The following is a 16487-nucleotide window of genomic DNA, read 5'->3' as shown; positions in this document are numbered from 1 at the left end:
CCTTAGTTACCGACAGTCACGAAGATGTGACAGGATTGTTTCGAAATGCGATCACCGCGGCCTTTGGCACGTGCCGTAAAGCGCTTCAGGATCGGGCCCTTTTCGACATAGATCTGAACCACTTTCAGTTCGTCGATGTCGGCACCATCGTTGTGCTCGGCGTTCGCGATTGCGGACTCCAGCACCTTCTTGATGATGGTCGCGCCTTTCTTCGGGCTGAACTGCAGGATGTTCAGCGCGGCGTCGACTTTCTTGCCGCGGATCAGATCGGCGACGAGGCGGCCTTTCTGTTCCGACAGGCGGACGCCTTTGAGGATAGCTTTAGTTTCCATTATTTCTTCGCCTTCTTGTCAGCGGCGTGGCCCTTGAACGTGCGGGTCAGGGCGAATTCGCCCAGCTTGTGACCCACCATGTTCTCGGACACGTACACCGGCACGTGCACTTTACCGTTGTGGACGGCGATCGTCAGACCGATGAAGTCCGGGGTGATCGTCGAGCGGCGCGACCAGGTTTTGACTGGCTTTTTGTCTTTGTTCGCTTGCGCGGTCTCGACTTTTTTCACCAGGTGGGCGTCAATGAACGGCCCTTTTTTCAATGAACGAGTCATGTCTTATCCTTATTTCTTGCCGCGGCGCGAAACGATCATCGAAGAAGTGCGCTTGTTCGAACGCGTCTTCTTACCCTTCGTCTGCTGGCCCCATGGCGACACCGGGTGACGACCGGCAGCCGTACGACCTTCACCACCACCGTGCGGGTGGTCGATCGGGTTCATCACCACACCGCGAACGGTCGGGCGGACACCGCGCCAGCGCATTGCACCGGCTTTACCGATCTTGCGCAGGTTGTGCTCGCCGTTGCCGACTTCGCCAACCGTTGCGCGGCACTCGATGTGCACGCGGCGCACTTCACCCGAGCGCAGGCGAACCTGAGCGTAGGTACCTTCGCGGGCCATCAGCACGACGCCGGCGCCTGCGGTACGGGCCATCTGAGCACCCTTACCCGGCAGCATTTCGACGCAGTGCATGGTGGTACCGACCGGAATGTTACGGATCGGCAGGCAGTTACCCGACTTGATCGGCGCTTCCGAGCCGTTCATGACGGTATCGCCCACGGCCATGCCCTTGGTGGCGATGATGTACGCGCGGAAACCGTCGGCGTAGCACACCAGAGCGATGTGCGCGCTGCGGTTCGGGTCGTATTCAATGCGCTCGACCTTGGCCGGGATACCGTCCTTGTTGCGCTTGAAGTCGACCACGCGGTAGTGGTGCTTGTGACCACCGCCGATGTGGCGGGTGGTGATGTGACCGTTGTTGTTACGGCCGGCGGTCTTCGATTTCTTCTCAACCAGGGCTGCGAACGGACGACCCTTGTACAGGTCGGCGTTCACAACCTTCACCATGCCGCGGCGGCCTGGGGAGGTTGGCTTCATCTTTACGAGTGCCATTATTTAGCCTCCTCGACAAAATTGATTTCCTGGCCCGGCTTCAGGGCCACGAAAGCGCGCTTGGTGTGGTTGCGACGACCGGTGAAACGGCCCGAACGCTTCTGCTTGCCTTCGCGGTTCACGGTCTGCACCGATTCCACTTCCACCTTGAACAGCAGTTCGACGGCGGCTTTGATTTCCGGCTTGGTCGCGTCCGGCAGGACCTTGAACACGATCTGTTCGTTCTTTTCCGCGACGAAGGTCGCCTTTTCGGAAATGACCGGAGCCAGCAGCACCTTCATCAGGCGCTCTTCGCTGAATTTGATTGCGGCGCTCATGCGTACATCTCCTCGATCTTGGCCAGAGCAGCTTTGGTGACCAGGACTTTCTTGTAGAACACCAGCGACATCGGGTCGGCATGCTTCGGCTCGACAACCAGCACGTTCGGCAGGTTGCGCGATGCCAGCAGCAGGTTTTCATCGATGGTGTCGGTGATCACCAGGACCGAGTCCAGACCCATGCCCTGCAGCTTTTGCGACAGCAGCTTGGTCTTCGGTGCTTCGACGGTCAGGTTCTCGATGACGTTCAGGCGGTCTTCGCGGGCCAGCTGCGAGAAGATCGAGCAGATACCTGCGCGATGCATCTTCTTGTTGACCTTGTGCGTGAAGTTCTCGTCCGGCGAGTTCGGGAAGATGCGACCACCACCGCGCCACAGCGGCGACGACGACATACCGGCACGAGCGCGGCCCGTACCTTTTTGACGCCACGGCTTCTTGGTCGTGTGGGAGACTTCTTCACGATCCTTCTGCTTGCGGTTGCCGCTGCGCGCGTTGGCGGCGTAGGCGACCACGATCTGGTGGATCAGGGCTTCGTTGTAGTCACGGCCGAACACGGTGTCGGCGGCGTTGACTGCGGCGCCAGCTTGGCCTTGCTCATTCAGGAGCTTCAGTTCCATCTCTTACGCTCCTTTCTTGGCTTTGACTTTGACTGCCGGCTTGACGATCACTTGACCGTTCTTGGCGCCAGGAACGGCACCCTTAACCAGCAGCAGTTGACGCTCGGCGTCGATACGGGCGATTTCCAGGTTCTGCGTGGTGACAGTGACGTCACCCATGTGACCGGTCATGCGCTTACCCGGGAACACGCGGCCCGGATCCTGTGCCATACCGATGGAACCCGGCACGTTGTGCGAACGCGAGTTACCGTGGGTGGCGCGACCCGACGAGAAGTTGTAACGCTTGATGGTACCGGCGTAGCCTTTACCGATCGAGGTGCCTTGCACGTCGATCTTCTGGCCCACTTCGAACAGCGAGACGTTGACTGCGTCGCCGGCTTTGAAACCAGCGGCTTGTGCGGCGTCGATACGGAATTCCTTCAGCATCGTGCCTGCTTCGACGCCAGCTTTGGCGTAGTGACCGGCAGCGGCCTTGTTCACGCGGGAAGCGCGACGTTGACCGTAGACGACCTGAACTGCGGCATAACCATCAGTTTCAGGAGTTTTGATTTGCGCAACACGGTTGTTCGACACGTCCAGCACGGTAACGGGGATCGAATCGCCGTCGTCCGTGAAGATGCGCATCATGCCAACCTTGCGACCGAGAAGGCCCAGGCTCATTTTTTCTCCATTCCCACCTACGATTGGGCGGGCTAGTTGACTATCGGAAGCTTTTACACTTCCTCTTAAACGCGTGGGCCGAAAAAAGATAGGCCCACACCGAAGCCGGCTAGTATAGCGCGCGCCACGGATCGACGCAACAAGAGAATGCGAAGTTGACGCGGCCTGTTGCGTTTTACGCTAGAGTCATGGAGATCAAAGAATCCGTTCGAGCTGAACGGCACAGAAAAGACACCTTGGCGTCTTTTCTCTACAGGCTCGAGGCCTGCGATTTGGAGGAATTCTGGTGGGCGGTGCAGGATTCGAACCTGCGACCCCTTGGATGTCGACCAAGTATTCTAACCAGCTGAACTAACCGCCCGGGGAGCCGCATTATACGAGCATGTTTTAGCAAAGCGCAATACCCATCCGAAAAAACTTGTGCGTCACAGGGTGCCCTTACAATGAGGCCCGGCAAGTATCACGAAAGGATGATCGGATGAACCTGGTGTTCTTCAATAACACGACACTGGCCTGGATGACGGCCCTCGGCATCGCGGCCGGGGTGGCGCTGGCCCTGTACGTCGCCAAGCGGCTGGGTGTGCACCATATGCGCAAGCTGGCCGCCCGCACCGAGACCCGGCTCGACGACATCGCCGTCGAAGCGCTCGACGGCACCCGACTGCTGTCCATCGTCATCATGGGCCTGTTCGCCGGCAGCAAGTTCCTCGTCCTGCCGCCGGAGGCGCACCTGTTCGCGACGCGGGTCGCCATCGTCACCGGCCTGATCCAGGCCGCCCTGTGGGGCCACCGCGCGCTGCGCGCCTGGCTGACGGATTATTACCAGAACCGCGCCGGCGATCCGGCCCGCGCCACGTCGGCGGCGGCCGTCGGTTTCATCGCGCAGACGGTGCTGTGGACCGTGCTGCTGCTGATGGTGCTGGACAATCTCGGCGTCAACATCACGACCCTCGTCGCCTCGCTCGGCATCGGCGGTATCGCGGTGGCACTCGCCGTCCAGAACATTCTTGGCGACCTGTTCGCCTCGCTGTCCATCGTGCTCGACAAGCCCTTCGTCATCGGCGACTTCATCATCGTCGACAAATACCTGGGCACCGTGGAATACGTGGGTCTCAAGACGACCCGGCTGCGCAGCCTGGGCGGCGAGCAGCTCGTGTTCTCGAACGCCGACCTGCTCAAGAGCCGCCTGCAGAACATGACGCGCATGAACCGGCGCCGCGCCGCGTTCACGGTCAGCGTCACCTACGACACGCCGACGGCCAAGCTGCGCCGGATTCCGGCCATGCTGACCGAGATCGTCAAGGCGCAGGAGCCCGTGACGTTCGACCGCGCCCACTTCAGCGGCATGGCCGCGTCGTCGCTGAATTTCGACGTCGTGTACTGGGTCGAGACGGCGGATTTCAACCGTTACATGGATATCCAGCAGGAGATCTATCTGCAGATCATCGACCGGTTCGCGGCCCTGGAGATCGAGTTCGCGTTCCCGACGCAGACGCTGCATCTGCACGACGCGCGCGCGCCGGCCGGCACCGACGGCGCCGCGGCGTAACTACTGCGGCGGCGCCGTCGACGCGCGCACGACCAGGGTGCTGGCCAGCGCCGTGCTGCGCAGCGGCGTGCGCTCGCCCCGTATGCGGTCGATCAGCAGCTCGATGGCGAGATTCGCCATGTCGCGCTTGGGCGGCGCCACCGTCGTCAGCGGCGGCAGCGCATAGCCGGCGCCGGCGATGTCGTCAAAGCCCACGACGGACATCTGCGCCGGCACACGCACGCCGGCGGCACCCGCGGCGCACAGGCCGCCCAGCGCCATCAGGTCGCTCGTGACGAACACCGCCGCCGGCCGCTGCGGCCGGGCCAGCAGGCGCGTAAAAGCTGCGTGGCCGCCGGCGCTCGTGAATTCCTCGTGCACGATGCGGTCAGGCGTCAGCGCCAGGCCGGCCTCCGCCATCGCGCGCATGAACCCGCCCACCCGTTCGCGCGTGCGCGGCAGGTCGGCCGGGCCGGACACGCAGACGATGTCCCGGTGCCCCAGCTCGATCAGATGGCGCGTGGCGTCGTAGCCGCCCTCTTCCTCGCCGGCCTGGATCAGGTCGGCATCGAGCCCGGGCAGCGCGCGCTCCAGCTGGACGATGGGCACGGCTTCGTGGCGCAACAGCAGATCCTGTTCGTCGTCGGCGCCGCTGGCGACGAGGACCAATCCGTCGATGCGCTTTTCCATCAGCAGGCGCAGATAAGCCGTCTGCTTGTGCCCGCCGCCGTGCGCATTGCACAGGATGATGTTGTAGCCGAGCTCGAATGCCGCGTCCTCGATCCAGCGGATCAGTTCGGCAAAATATGGATTGGACGAGTTCGGCACGAGGACACCGATGGTGTAGGTCTTGTCGTTCTTGAGGCTGCGGGCGACGGCGCTGGGGATGTAGCGCATCTCGTCGATGATGCCCAGCACCCGCTGACGCACGTCATCGCTGACGACGCGCGTGTTGTTGATCACGTGCGACACCGTGGAGATCGACACCCCGGCACGCTCCGCTACCTGCTTCATGGTCGCCATCGCGATTCCTCCTGAGGCGCGATTATCACCGATGTGTTTCAGTAATTACAACAGCTGCTTATGCGTGGCCCGGCGCCGCGGCCAGCGCGTCCGGACGGCCCACGTACAGGAACACGCATTCCAGCCCGCCGCGTTGGGCCCCAATGGGTCAGGCGCACGGGACGGCTGTCATTCAAGATCAGGACGGCATTTGGCTTATCAAGAGGCGACGCGGCCGTAACAGATGAAACGACGTTTCTGAGGTTTGTCCGGGCGGGGCGGCCTGTATCGCCGCTGTAGCAGTGGTTCGACCGATACAGCATGTGCTCGTACACGGCGCCTTGTGCCTTGTCCCTGCCGTGCCACGCTTCTAGACTCGGGCTTTCTCAACGCTACGACTGCATACCATGACCGAACTCCTGCCCCTGATGAGCTATTGCTTTGTGATGTCCGCAACGCCCGGACCGAACAACGTCATGCTTGCCACCACCGGCGCCAATTTCGGCTATCGCGGTGCGCTGCCGGTTATCCTCGGCATCCAGGTCGGCATCTTCGTGCAGACCATGCTCATGTGCGTGGGGCTGGGCAGCGTGTTCGTCGCGTACCCGATGGCGCAGCAGGTACTGCGGATCGCGGGCGCGCTGTACCTGATGTTTTTGGCTTGGAAGCTTGCCGGTGTCTCGGTGGCGGGAACCAGCGCACCGAAGGCCGTGTCGTTTACGCAGGCGGGGCTGTTTCAGGCGCTGAACCCCAAGAGCTGGCTCAAGGCGATCACCGTGGCATCGGTCTTCATGCCTTCGCAGAGCAACATGCTCGCCAGCGCGCTGCTGGTGTCCGTGATCGGCACCGTGGTGGGCATGCCGTGCAACACCATGTGGGCGCTGTTCGGCGTCTCGATCCGCAGCGTGCTGCAAGCGCCCCGCAACCAGCGCATATTCAATCTGGTGATGGGTGCCATCCTGCTGCTCCTGGCCGTGATGCTTTTACGCTAGACTTCGACCATGTTTCCCATCGACCGCTCCTCGCCCATCGCCCTGTTCGAGCAGATTGAGGCCGCATTGCGCCAGCAGATCGCGCAACGCGTCCTGCCTGGCGGGACCAAGCTGCCGTCGATCCGCCAGCTCGCCACGCAGCTCGCGGTTAGCACCAACACCGTGGTGGCGGCTTATGACAGGCTGGTGGCCGCAGGCGTCATCGATACGCACGGCACGGCGGGCTTCTTCGTCCGCGCACCAGTTGACGCCAGCCGCGCCATTCCCGACGAGGTGGCGCTGGAAGCGGGCCAGGAGCAGGAGCCGGTTTGGCTGATCCAGCAAGTGAACGACCAGCGGCCGGGCGTGCTGCTGGCCAGCAGCGGCGCCTTGCCGCCCACTTGGCTGCAGGACGCGGTACCGGCGGCCGCCGTGCAACGTGGCCTGGCGCGCAGCGCGGCCGGCATGGCCTCGCGCTGTCCGCCGCAAGGGCTGGCCGAACTGCGCGAGCAGATCGCGCTGCTGTTGCGCGGGATCGGCATCGCTGCGGACGCCAGCCACATCCTCACCACTTTCGGCGGCACCCATGCAATCGATCTGATCTGCCGCACGTTTCTACAGCCCGGCGATACGGTGCTGGTGGAAGACCCCGGATACTTCCTGATGTTCGGCAGGCTAGGCCAGGACGGCGTGCGCTTGGTGCCCATCAAGCGCCGCCCCGATGGCCTCGACCTGGACGAACTGGAAGCCGCCTGCCACGCGCACCGTCCGCGCCTGCTGTTCGTGCAGACGGCTTTGCACAATCCCACCGGGTGGAGCAGTAGCGCCGCCAACCTGCACAAGGTGCTGATCATGGCGCAGCAGTATGGCTTCCTGATCGCCGAAGACGACGTGCACGGGCATTTCCAACAGAGCCACAGCACGCGGCTGGCATCACTGTCCGGCCTGAACGGCGTGATCTACTACTCCAGCCTGTGCAAGGCGCTGAGCCCGGCCCTGCGCATGGGCTACTTGGCCGCGGCGCCCGCCCTGCTCAAGCTGCTGATGCGAACCAAGATCCACGCCATCATGACTTTGCCTGCGTTGAACGAATACGTTCTGCTGGAAGTGCTCAAGGCCGGCAACCTGCGCAAGCACCTGGAGCGGCTGCAACGCAAGATCATGGTCGCGCGCAACGCCAGCATGCAGCAACTGAGCGCGGCCGGCGTGCTGTTCGAGCAGCCCGGCGACGCAGGAATTTTCCTGTGGGGCACCATGCCCGAAGGGCTGGACGTGGACTTGCTGGTGCAGGACGCCTACCGCAACAAGATCCTGATGATGCGCGGCGCCGCGTTCTCGGCTAACGACACGCCCGACCAGCACATCCGCTTCAACGTCGCCTTCAGCCAGCATCCCCGCGTGAGCGCCTACCTTCAAGAACGCCTGCGCGCGGTGGCAGGCGCGCGCTCAAGCCTGGCACGCGCCAGCGGCGCCGCCGGCATCGAGCGCAAGTCCTGAGTATCGGCTGCGCCCTCCTTCCTTTGCACGTCATCGAGACAGCGCAAAGCATTCAGTCCGAGGTGGCTAACCTATGCAATCACCTTGCCGGACCGACTGATCGGGATTACCCGATTACGCAGCCAGCCTTGCCGGATACGCAGTCGATGTGCCTGCGATTTAGACATGGCAACGGCTCTTCTTAATGTCGAAGCAACATCTTAACAGGCCGGCACGGGACGTCGATCTGATATTTTCACGCAAAACCGTCGTGAATAATTGTATACAACAGGCACACAAATCGCCGATTTCCCCTCTGTGAATGGGCGAATCCTTCACCTTTCGCCCAGATATAAACTGTATACAAATTCGTTGACAGTGCCGGCACGCGGCGGCATCATCATTTGAATAGAAAGCCGCCGCAGAGTGGCCTTAAGCTTTTGTGGAGACGTCATCGCGTTCCCGGCCGCACCCCGGCCCCACCCGCACTTCGGTTGCATCCGGATCCCGGATTGCCTGCCGTGGTTGACTGTACTCCACTGTCCGGATCACCTCGACGTACTCAGGACAACATTCGACGGAGACACACATGAACAATCTGCTGTACAAGGTCGACGACCGGCCGCCCCTCATCACCACGACGCTTCTTGCGGCCCAGCACATGCTTGCCGCGCTCGGCGGCATCATCGCGGTACCGCTCGTCGTCGGCGCCATCCTCAAATTGCCCGCGGACCAGGTCGTCGCCCTCGTCAACGCGGCGCTGCTGGGCTCCGGCATCGTCACGATCATCCAGTGCAAGGGCGTCGGCCCGATCGGCATCCGCCTGCCCTGCGTGATGGGCACCAGTTTCGCCTTCGTCGGCGCGGCCATCAGCATCGGCTTCGAGCACGGCGTCGCGGGCATTCTCGGGTCGTCGCTCGCCGGGTCCGTGATCATGATCGTGGGCAGTTTCTTCATGCCGCAGATCCGCAAGTTGTTCCCGCATCAGGTGACGGCGGTCGTCGTCACGATGATCGGCCTGTCGCTCGTCCCCGTCGCCGTCGACTGGGCGGCCGGCGGCAAGGGCGCCGCCGATTACGGCGCCCCGACGAATCTGGGCATCGCGCTGTTCGTGCTGGCCGTCGTCGTCGCGCTCGTCCAGTTCGGCAAGGGCATCATCTCTGCATCCGCCATCGTGATCGGCATCGCGGTCGGCTACGCCATCTGCCTGGGCCTGGGGCTGGTCGACTTCTCGAGCGTCCGGCGCGCCGCCGTGTTCGCCCTGCCGCAGCCGCTGTACTTCGGCATGACCTTCCCGGTCAGCGGCATCCTCGCGATGGGCCTCGCCTACGTCGTCACGATGGTCGAAACGACCGGCACCTTCATGGCGCTGGGCGCGGCGACCGAGACCAAGATGCGCGGCAGCCTGCTCAAGCGCGGCGTGCTGTGCGACGGCGTCGGCTCTGCCTTCGCCTCGACCCTGGGCGCGCCGCCGATGTCGACGTTCGCGCAGAACGTCGGCGTCATCTCGCTGACGGGCGTCGCCAGCCGCCACGTCGTCGCGCTGACGGGCGTGATGCTGGCCCTGGCCGGCCTGTTCCCGGTGCTGGGCGCCGTCGTCGTCACGATCCCGCAGCCCGTGCTGGGCGGCGCCGGCCTCATGATGTTCGCGATGATTCTCGCGGCCGGCGTGCAGATGCTGGGCAAGGTCGAGCACGACAAGCGCACGGGCCTCATCATCGCCGTGTCGATCGGCTGCGGCCTGGCCGTCAGCGTGCGTCCGGAACTGCTGGCCAAGCTGCCGGCGTTCGTCAACGAAATCTTCGGTTCCGGCATCAGCACGGGCGCCATCATGGCCGTCGTGCTGAACCTGATCCTGCCGAACCGCCCGGTCGAAGTTCACGACGACGACGAGGACGTGCCCCAGCCCCTGCTGGTGAAAGACCTGGAGGTGGCGTAACAGAATACTGCCCCTGTCCGGCAGTCGGTTCCGCGCCGGCCATGTCATCGACATGCGCCGGCGCGGTTTTTTATTCCGACATTGTTTCCGCAGTGCCCGCGCATTGTTTCCGCAGTGTTGAAAACCAAAAAGTGGAAAACCTATGAGCAAAACTCTCCTGATCAAGAACGCGCGCGTCCTCGTGACGATGGACGAACAACGCCGCGAAATTCCAGATGGCGCCGTCTTCGTGCGCGGCAATGTGATCGAACGGGTGGGCACGACGGACGACCTCCCGCAAGGCGCCGACGAGGTGATCGACGCGCGCGGCCACGTGGTCATGCCCGGCCTCGTCAACACACACCACCACATGTACCAGAGCCTCACGCGCGTGATCCCGGCCGCGCAGGACGGCGAGTTGTTCAACTGGCTGACGAATCTGTATCCCGTCTGGGCGAACCTGACGGGCGAGATGGTCCACGTGTCGACCCTGACGGCGATGGCCGAATTGATCCTCTCCGGCTGCACGACGAGCAGCGACCACCTGTACATCTACCCGAACGATTGCCGCCTGGACGACAGCATCGAGGCCGCGCACACCATCGGCATGCGCTTCCACGCGGCGCGCGGGTCGATGAGCGTGGGCCGCTCGAAAGGCGGCCTGCCGCCGGACAGCGTCGTGGAAGACGAAGCCGCGATTTTGAAGGACACGCAGCGCCTGATCGAGACGTACCACGACGCTTCGCGCCACGCCATGCAGCGCATCGTCGTGGCGCCCTGCTCGCCGTTCTCCGTGTCGCGCGACCTGATGAAGGAAGCGGCGCTGCTGGCGCGCAGCCACGGCGTGTCGCTGCACACGCACCTCGCCGAAAACGTCAACGACATCGCCTACAGCCGCGAGAAATTCAACATGACGCCGGCGGAATATGCGGAGGACTGCGGCTGGGTGGGCCACGACGTGTGGCATGCGCACTGCGTCCAGCTGGACGACGCGGGGGTGCGGTTGTTCGCAAGGACGGGCACCGGCGTCGCGCACTGCCCGTGCTCGAACATGCGCCTCGCGTCCGGCATCGCGCCGGTGCGTAAGATGGTCGACGCGGGCGTGCCGGTGGGCCTGGGCGTGGACGGCAGCGCGTCGAACGACGGCGCGCACATGCTGGGCGAGGTGCGCCAGGCGATGCTGCTGCAGCGCGTAGGCTTCGGTCCGGACGCGATGACGGCGCGCCAGGCGCTGGAACTGGCCACGCTGGGCGGCGCGAAAGTGCTGAACCGCGATGACATCGGCAGCCTGTCTCCGGGCATGTCGGCCGACATCGTCATGTTCAAGCTGGATGGCGTCGGCTTCGCGGGCGCGCTGCACGACCCGGTCGCGGCGCTCGTGTTCTGCACGCCGGCCAACGTGAATCACAGCGTCATCGACGGGAAAGTGGTCGTGAAGGATGGGGTGTTGCGGACGGTCGACCTGGCGGTCGTGCTGGAGCGGCATAACCGGCTGGCGGCCGATCTGGCCCAGGCGGCGGGGATGCGCACAGCATAGACCGTAATCCGCCAGTCAACCCGAGGGCGCCACCGGGTTGACACCCCGGCGGCGCTCGCCGGCGCCCGGCCTGTGGTGCGGGCGTCGGGCGTGGTATGAAATCAACCGCGCTGGCGGCGACGGGCGACGAGCACACCGGCCAGGCCAAGACCGACCAGGGCCAGCGAAGCCGGCTCGGGTACGTCGGCGGCGGCGCGATATTGCATGTCGTCCAGGATGTACGCCATGTTACTACCGGCGCCGGAGGTGTCGATACGCACGGTGTCGAACACGGTGTTTTCGAAGCCGTAATACGTGCCGCTGTAGCCGGTTGCGGCAGTGAACGTCTCGACCAGCGTGCTGCCCAGATAGGCAGAGAACATCGACGTGCCCGGGTTGGTCACGAAGGCAAACGCGACGTCCGACACAGGTGCGTTGAACGTGAAAGAAGTCGAGGCGGTGCAGCAAGGGTAGAAATTGGCGATCACACTTCCATTCATGTTCGCGAAGGAGCCGGCGTAGTCATTGCTGATATAGTCGCCGGGCCCGAACGTGATGTTGCCGAACTGGCCGGCGGCTGCCGTGTTGGCACCGGCATTCACATTGAAGTTTTCGTGAGTCACAGTACCGCTCAGTCCGGTACTGTTAAGCAGCGGCGTCGCTTGGGCGGACGCCGCCAGCAGGAGGGCGGCGCCGACGAACAGGGTGTGAAGGGTCTTGTTCATTTTTTTCCTTTCGTAAACTAGGTTTGGTATTTACGATGTAGCAAAAATTGATCCAAGGAAAAAAATGTTGATATTCAGCACGTTACGAAACGCACGGTTGGGCGGAGCGAAAAGATGTAAAAAATTCCGACAGCAAAGTATTGCCCGCAGGCATGGCGCTTGATCATCGAATCCGGCGCCACAAATGCTAACGGCCCATCTGCCGAAACAGATGGGCCGTTCTGCATGCGCCGGCGGCAAGGCCGCCGTGGCGCTGAAACTATTACTGCAGCTTGATTTCGACGTCGACGCCAGCCGGCAGGTCCAGCTTCATCAGCGCGTCAACGGTCTTGTCCGTCGGGTCCACGATGTCCATCAGACGCTGGTGCGTACGGATTTCGAACTGGTCGCGCGAGGTCTTGTTGACGTGCGGGGAACGCAGCACGTCGAAACGCTGGATGCGGGTCGGCAGCGGAACCGGGCCCTTGACGACTGCACCGGTGCGCTTGGCGGTGTCGACGATTTCCAGGGCGGACTGGTCGATCAGCTTGTAGTCGAACGCTTTCAGGCGGATACGGATTTTCTGATTCGGAGCGGACATGCTATTTCCTTAAAAAAGAACGAACCGGCACGGGGCCGGCAATCATGTATTAGGTACTGCGTGTACTGCGGAGGGGACGGCAGTATAACACCGTTTCACCTCGAACTGCACAGACAGAAGGGACAGAACTTGCGCTCTGCCCCTTCTGTCTCATTGCGACTACTTGATCAGGCGATTAGGCCAGGATCTTGGCAACCACGGCGCAGAGGGGAATTCGCGGGACATGTCCCGCGCCCGCGTAGCGGCCTGCCCTTGCAAGGGCAGGCTCCTCAGCGTATTAGGCCAGGATCTTGGCAACCACGCCGGCGCCGACGGTACGGCCGCCTTCGCGGATTGCGAAGCGCAGACCTTCTTCCATCGCGATCGGCGCGATCAGCTTGACGGTGATCGACACGTTGTCGCCCGGCATGACCATTTCCTTGTCGGCCGGCAGCACGATCGAACCGGTCACGTCAGTCGTACGGAAGTAGAACTGCGGACGGTAGTTGTTGAAGAACGGGGTGTGACGGCCGCCCTCGTCCTTCGACAGGACGTACACTTCGCCCGTGAAGTCGGTGTGCGGCTTGATCGAACCCGGCTTGGCCAGAACCTGACCACGCTGGACGTCTTCACGCTTGGTACCGCGCAGCAGCAGGCCGACGTTGTCGCCAGCTTGACCCTGGTCCAGCAGCTTGCGGAACATTTCCACGCCGGTGCAGGTCGTCTTGACGGTATCGGTGATGCCGACGATTTCGATCTCTTCGCCGACCTTGATGATGCCGCGCTCGACACGACCGGTCACCACGGTACCGCGGCCCGAGATCGAGAACACGTCTTCCACCGGCATCAGGAAGGCGCCGTCAACGGCACGTTCCGGCGTCGGGATGTAGGTGTCCAGCGCTTCGGCCAGGCGCATGATGCACTCTTCGCCCATTTCGCCCGGCTGGCCTTCCAGCGCCATACGCGCCGAACCCTTGATGATCGGCAGGTCGTCGCCCGGGAACTCGTACTTCGACAGCAGTTCGCGCACTTCCATTTCGACCAGTTCCAGCAGTTCCGCGTCGTCGACCAGGTCGCACTTGTTCAGGAACACGATGATGTACGGAACACCCACCTGGCGCGCCAGCAGGATGTGTTCGCGGGTCTGCGGCATCGGACCGTCAGCGGCCGAGCACACCAGGATCGCGCCGTCCATCTGGGCAGCACCGGTGATCATGTTCTTGATGTAGTCGGCGTGGCCCGGGCAGTCGACGTGAGCGTAGTGACGGTTGGCCGTCTCGTACTCGACGTGCGCGGTGTTGATCGTGATGCCGCGTGCTTTTTCTTCCGGAGCCGCGTCGATCTGGTCGTACGCCTTGGCTTCGCCGCCGAATTTCTTCGACAGAACGGTTGCGATTGCAGCCGTCAGGGTGGTTTTGCCGTGGTCAACGTGACCAATGGTGCCGACGTTCACGTGCGGCTTGGTCCGTTCGAATTTTTCCTTTGCCATTTTGATCTTCCTTTAAAAGAACAATTATTTTATTTATTGTGGGACGGAGCAGGGTTTACGCCTTCTGCGCCGTCCTCAACTAACTCATGTTCAGGCCGGGCGGGATACCACCCGGCCTGTTGGTGTGTATTACTTGGCTTTTGCCGTCACGATGGCGTCCATCACATGCTTCGGTGCTTCAGCATAGTGCTTGAATTCCATCGTGTAGGTCGCACGACCCTGCGTTGCCGAACGCAGCACGGTCGAGTAACCGAACATTTCCGACAGCGGGACTTCGGCCTTGATGATCTTGCCGCCGCCGCCCGGGATCTCGTCCATGCCCTGCACCATGCCGCGGCGGGACGACAGGTCGCCCATCACGGTACCGGCGTAGTCTTCCGGCGTTTCCACTTCCACGGCCATCATCGGCTCGAGGATGACCGGGTTGGCTTTACGGCAGCCGTCCTTGAATGCCATCGAACCGGCCATGCGGAACGCGTTTTCGTTCGAGTCCACGTCGTGGTACGAACCGAAGACCAGCGTGACCTTCACGTCCACGACCGGGTAGCCGGCCAGCACGCCGGTCGACAGCGTCTCGCGCACACCCTTTTCGACTGCCGGGATGTATTCGCGCGGAACCACGCCGCCCTTGATGGCGTCGACGAATTCGAAGCCTTTGCCCGGCTCCTGCGGCTCGATGTTCAGCACGGCGTGACCGTACTGACCGCGACCGCCCGACTGCTTGACGAACTTGCCTTCGACGTCGGTGACGGCCTTGCGGATCGTTTCGCGGTAGGCAACCTGCGGCTTGCCGACGGTCGCTTCCACGCCGAATTCACGCTTCATGCGGTCGACGATGATCTCCAGGTGCAGCTCGCCCATACCACCGATGATGGTCTGGCCCGATTCTTCGTCGGTACGCACGCGGAACGACGGGTCTTCCTGAGCCAGACGGTTCAGTGCCAGACCCATTTTTTCCTGGTCGGCCTTGGTCTTCGGCTCGACGGCCTGCTGGATCACCGGCTCCGGGAACACCATCTTTTCCAGGATGATCGGTGCCGACGGGTCGCACAGCGTTTCACCGGTGGTCGCTTCTTTCAGGCCCACGGCTGCGGCGATGTCGCCTGCACGGACTTCCTTGATCTCTTCGCGCTGGTTCGCGTGCATCTGCAGAATACGGCCGACGCGTTCCTTCTTGCCCTTGATCGGGTTGTAGACGGTGTCGCCCGAGTTGATGACGCCCGAATACACGCGGAAGAAGATCAGCTGGCCGACGAACGGGTCGGTCATGATCTTGAATGCCAGCGCAGCGAATTTCTCGCTGTCGTCGGCCTTGCGGGTGACCGGCTGGTCTTCTTCGTCGGTACCTGCGACCGGCGGAATGTCGACCGGCGACGGCAGGTATTCGATGACCGCGTCCAGCATGGCCTGCACGCCCTTGTTCTTGAACGCGGTGCCGCACATCATCGGGACGATTTCGCCGGCGATGGTACGTGCGCGCAGTGCCTTCTTGATCTCTTCTTCGGACAGTTCGCCCTCTTCGAGATACTTGTTCATCAGGTCTTCGCTCGCTTCAGCAGCGGTCTCGACCAGCTTTTCACGCCATTCGTTGGCCTGATCGAGCAGCTCGGCCGGCACGTCGCGGTAGTCGAACTTCATGCCCTGCGACGCGTCGTCCCAGTAGATCGCCTTCATCTTGACCAGGTCGACCACGCCTTTGAAGTTGTCTTCGGCGCCGATCGGGATCTGCAGCGGGATCGGGTTGGCCTTCAGGCGGGCACGCATCTGCTCGTACACCTTGAAGAAGTTCGCACCGGTACGGTCCATCTTGTTGACGAATGCCAGACGCGGGACTTTGTACTTGTTAGCCTGACGCCACACGGTTTCCGACTGCGGCTGCACGCCACCCACGGCGCAGTAGACCATGCAGGCGCCGTCCAGGACGCGCATCGAACGCTCCACCTCGATGGTGAAGTCGACGTGGCCCGGGGTGTCGATGATGTTGAAGCGGTGCGGCTCGAAGTTGTTGGCCATACCCTTCCAGAAGCAGGTCGTCGCTGCCGAGGTAATGGTGATGCCGCGCTCTTGCTCTTGCTCCATCCAGTCCATGGTAGCTGCACCGTCGTGCACTTCACCGATCTTGTGGTTCACGCCGGTGTAGAACAGGATGCGCTCGGTGGTGGTGGTCTTACCGGCGTCGATGTGAGCGGAGATACCGATGTTACGGTAGCGCTCAATAGGGGTAGTGCGTGCCATAAATTTTCCTAACTTTTGAATGGACAAAAC

At 62.6% G+C, this 16487-nt stretch carries 16 protein-coding genes and 1 tRNA gene; 5 read left to right on the top strand and 12 right to left on the bottom strand.

Annotation, left to right across the window (positions count from 1 at the left end; genetic code table 11):
* Positions 1-2: 2 nt before the first annotated feature.
* From rplV to BVG12_RS21800, 7 genes are all read right to left on the bottom strand, one after another.
* Positions 3-335, bottom strand: a complete 333-nt coding sequence (gene rplV / locus BVG12_RS21830; protein ID WP_179966292.1) for a 50S ribosomal protein L22 — start codon at positions 333-335, stop codon at positions 3-5.
* Entirely contained in the window at positions 332-607 is a 276-nt protein-coding gene (rpsS, locus tag BVG12_RS21825) for a 30S ribosomal protein S19 (RefSeq protein ID WP_056449183.1), read from the bottom strand. Before rpsS ends, rplV begins: the two co-directional genes overlap by 4 nt.
* A 9-nt stretch (positions 608-616) precedes the next feature.
* A complete protein-coding gene (gene rplB / locus BVG12_RS21820) occupies positions 617-1444 on the bottom strand; it encodes a 50S ribosomal protein L2 (RefSeq protein ID WP_036240335.1) in 828 nt (275 codons plus the stop codon).
* On the bottom strand, positions 1444-1761 hold the full coding sequence (gene rplW, locus BVG12_RS21815) for a 50S ribosomal protein L23 (RefSeq protein ID WP_036240333.1): 318 nt from the start codon (positions 1759-1761) through the stop codon (positions 1444-1446). Before rplW ends, rplB begins: the two co-directional genes overlap by 1 nt.
* Positions 1758-2378, bottom strand: coding sequence for a 50S ribosomal protein L4 (rplD, locus tag BVG12_RS21810; protein ID WP_036240331.1), 621 nt, complete (start codon positions 2376-2378; stop codon positions 1758-1760). Before rplD ends, rplW begins: the two co-directional genes overlap by 4 nt.
* Positions 2379-2381: 3 nt before the next feature.
* Positions 2382-3038: a 50S ribosomal protein L3 gene (gene rplC / locus BVG12_RS21805; protein WP_075794236.1), complete on the bottom strand. Its 657-nt coding sequence runs from the start codon at positions 3036-3038 to the stop codon at positions 2382-2384.
* A 284-nt stretch (positions 3039-3322) separates the two neighbouring features.
* A tRNA-Val gene (locus tag BVG12_RS21800) sits at positions 3323-3399 on the bottom strand.
* A 117-nt stretch (positions 3400-3516) separates the two neighbouring features.
* On the opposite strand from BVG12_RS21800, the gene BVG12_RS21795 reads away from it, so the two are divergent.
* The gene (locus tag BVG12_RS21795) at positions 3517-4587 is read left to right on the top strand and encodes a mechanosensitive ion channel family protein (protein ID WP_075794235.1); all 1071 of its coding nucleotides are present in this window, start codon (positions 3517-3519) and stop codon (positions 4585-4587) included.
* Here the strand turns inward: BVG12_RS21795 and BVG12_RS21790 are convergent, their stop codons facing one another.
* Positions 4588-5589 (bottom strand): LacI family DNA-binding transcriptional regulator, encoded by a 1002-nt coding sequence (locus tag BVG12_RS21790; RefSeq protein WP_075794234.1) that lies wholly within the window; start codon positions 5587-5589, stop codon positions 4588-4590.
* A 386-nt stretch (positions 5590-5975) separates the two neighbouring features.
* Between BVG12_RS21790 and BVG12_RS21785 the strand changes: the two genes are divergently transcribed.
* From BVG12_RS21785 to BVG12_RS21770, 4 genes are all read left to right on the top strand, one after another.
* Positions 5976-6560 carry a LysE family translocator gene (locus BVG12_RS21785; protein ID WP_075794233.1) on the top strand — a complete coding sequence of 195 codons (585 nt, stop codon included), beginning with the start codon at positions 5976-5978 and terminating at the stop codon, positions 6558-6560.
* Between the two features lie 9 nt (positions 6561-6569).
* The gene (locus BVG12_RS21780; RefSeq protein WP_075794232.1) at positions 6570-8036 is read left to right on the top strand and encodes an aminotransferase-like domain-containing protein; all 1467 of its coding nucleotides are present in this window, start codon (positions 6570-6572) and stop codon (positions 8034-8036) included.
* A gap of 568 nt (positions 8037-8604) precedes the next feature.
* On the top strand, positions 8605-9954 hold the full coding sequence (locus BVG12_RS21775) for a nucleobase:cation symporter-2 family protein (protein WP_075794231.1): 1350 nt from the start codon (positions 8605-8607) through the stop codon (positions 9952-9954).
* Positions 9955-10096: 142 nt separating this feature from the next.
* Positions 10097-11470, top strand: a complete 1374-nt coding sequence (locus BVG12_RS21770) for an 8-oxoguanine deaminase (RefSeq protein ID WP_075794230.1) — start codon at positions 10097-10099, stop codon at positions 11468-11470.
* Positions 11471-11571: 101 nt separating this feature from the next.
* Here the strand turns inward: BVG12_RS21770 and BVG12_RS21765 are convergent, their stop codons facing one another.
* From BVG12_RS21765 to fusA, 4 genes are all read right to left on the bottom strand, one after another.
* Positions 11572-12174: a PEP-CTERM sorting domain-containing protein gene (locus BVG12_RS21765; protein WP_075794229.1), complete on the bottom strand. Its 603-nt coding sequence runs from the start codon at positions 12172-12174 to the stop codon at positions 11572-11574.
* 262 nt (positions 12175-12436) lie between these two features.
* Positions 12437-12754, bottom strand: coding sequence for a 30S ribosomal protein S10 (gene rpsJ / locus BVG12_RS21760; protein ID WP_005663509.1), 318 nt, complete (start codon positions 12752-12754; stop codon positions 12437-12439).
* A 277-nt stretch (positions 12755-13031) separates the two neighbouring features.
* Entirely contained in the window at positions 13032-14222 is a 1191-nt protein-coding gene (gene tuf / locus BVG12_RS21755) for an elongation factor Tu (protein ID WP_075794180.1), read from the bottom strand.
* A 129-nt stretch (positions 14223-14351) separates the two neighbouring features.
* A complete protein-coding gene (fusA, locus tag BVG12_RS21750) occupies positions 14352-16457 on the bottom strand; it encodes an elongation factor G (RefSeq protein ID WP_075794228.1) in 2106 nt (701 codons plus the stop codon).
* Positions 16458-16487 lie beyond the last annotated feature (30 nt).

It is taken from the genome of Massilia putida (assembly GCF_001941825.1).
GTDB lineage: Bacteria > Pseudomonadota > Gammaproteobacteria > Burkholderiales > Burkholderiaceae_D > Telluria > Telluria putida.
Note: the sequence above shows the minus strand (reverse complement) of the source record. Positions and strands in the feature narration are given on the sequence as shown.

What these genes read in the sequence shown, in the direction of transcription:
- rpsS (WP_056449183.1), bottom strand. Translation starts at nt 607, where the DNA reads ATGACTCGTTCATTGAAAAAAGGGCCGTTCATTGACGCCCACCTGGTG.
- rplB (WP_036240335.1), bottom strand. Translation starts at nt 1,444, where the DNA reads ATGGCACTCGTAAAGATGAAGCCAACCTCCCCAGGCCGCCGCGGCATG.
- rplW (WP_036240333.1), bottom strand. Translation starts at nt 1,761, where the DNA reads ATGAGCGCCGCAATCAAATTCAGCGAAGAGCGCCTGATGAAGGTGCTG.
- rplD (WP_036240331.1), bottom strand. Translation starts at nt 2,378, where the DNA reads ATGGAACTGAAGCTCCTGAATGAGCAAGGCCAAGCTGGCGCCGCAGTC.
- rplC (WP_075794236.1), bottom strand. Translation starts at nt 3,038, where the DNA reads ATGAGCCTGGGCCTTCTCGGTCGCAAGGTTGGCATGATGCGCATCTTC.
- BVG12_RS21795 (WP_075794235.1), top strand. Translation starts at nt 3,517, where the DNA reads ATGAACCTGGTGTTCTTCAATAACACGACACTGGCCTGGATGACGGCC.
- BVG12_RS21790 (WP_075794234.1), bottom strand. Translation starts at nt 5,589, where the DNA reads ATGGCGACCATGAAGCAGGTAGCGGAGCGTGCCGGGGTGTCGATCTCC.
- BVG12_RS21785 (WP_075794233.1), top strand. Translation starts at nt 5,976, where the DNA reads ATGACCGAACTCCTGCCCCTGATGAGCTATTGCTTTGTGATGTCCGCA.
- BVG12_RS21780 (WP_075794232.1), top strand. Translation starts at nt 6,570, where the DNA reads ATGTTTCCCATCGACCGCTCCTCGCCCATCGCCCTGTTCGAGCAGATT.
- BVG12_RS21775 (WP_075794231.1), top strand. Translation starts at nt 8,605, where the DNA reads ATGAACAATCTGCTGTACAAGGTCGACGACCGGCCGCCCCTCATCACC.
- BVG12_RS21770 (WP_075794230.1), top strand. Translation starts at nt 10,097, where the DNA reads ATGAGCAAAACTCTCCTGATCAAGAACGCGCGCGTCCTCGTGACGATG.
- BVG12_RS21765 (WP_075794229.1), bottom strand. Translation starts at nt 12,174, where the DNA reads ATGAACAAGACCCTTCACACCCTGTTCGTCGGCGCCGCCCTCCTGCTG.
- rpsJ (WP_005663509.1), bottom strand. Translation starts at nt 12,754, where the DNA reads ATGTCCGCTCCGAATCAGAAAATCCGTATCCGCCTGAAAGCGTTCGAC.
- tuf (WP_075794180.1), bottom strand. Translation starts at nt 14,222, where the DNA reads ATGGCAAAGGAAAAATTCGAACGGACCAAGCCGCACGTGAACGTCGGC.
- fusA (WP_075794228.1), bottom strand. Translation starts at nt 16,457, where the DNA reads ATGGCACGCACTACCCCTATTGAGCGCTACCGTAACATCGGTATCTCC.